General features: G+C 54.2%; 1 protein-coding gene. It reads right to left on the minus strand.

Features of this window, described 5'->3' with window-relative positions; translation table 11 throughout:
* Window positions 1-82: 82 nt before the first annotated feature.
* Window positions 83-358 (minus strand): phage replication protein O (locus tag EDI28_RS26710; protein ID WP_032168467.1); only part of this gene is annotated, 276 nt, incomplete at its 5' end.

Consider the following 358-nt stretch of genomic DNA (forward strand, 5'->3'; position numbering starts at 1 on the left):
TCGTCGTACTGTTCCGGCATGTTGTTGGCGATCCGACGCATCTGCTCACGGTCAAAGTTAACCATCTGTGCGGCGATGTTTTTCATAGATCCACCCCGTAAATCCAGTCTGTGTTTGTCAGGTCGAGTTTTGGTTTGCTGGCTGTCACGCCTGCCTGTTGCTTGTTACGGTTGATTTCGAGTTGGGTCCACTTATCGCGGAGTTTGGCCGGGCTCAGCACGTTACCGGACCAGAAGTTGTCCTGGCATGCCCAGCGGAACAGCACACACATGTCGCGGTGGTTACGTCCGTCACGTTCACGCATCAGGCGGATATCGTTAGCCCACCCAGCAAAATTCGGTTTTCTGGCTGATGGTGC

It is taken from the genome of Photobacterium chitinilyticum, from assembly GCF_004104355.1.
In the GTDB taxonomy this organism is placed as follows: Bacteria; Pseudomonadota; Gammaproteobacteria; order Enterobacterales; family Vibrionaceae; genus Photobacterium; species Photobacterium chitinilyticum.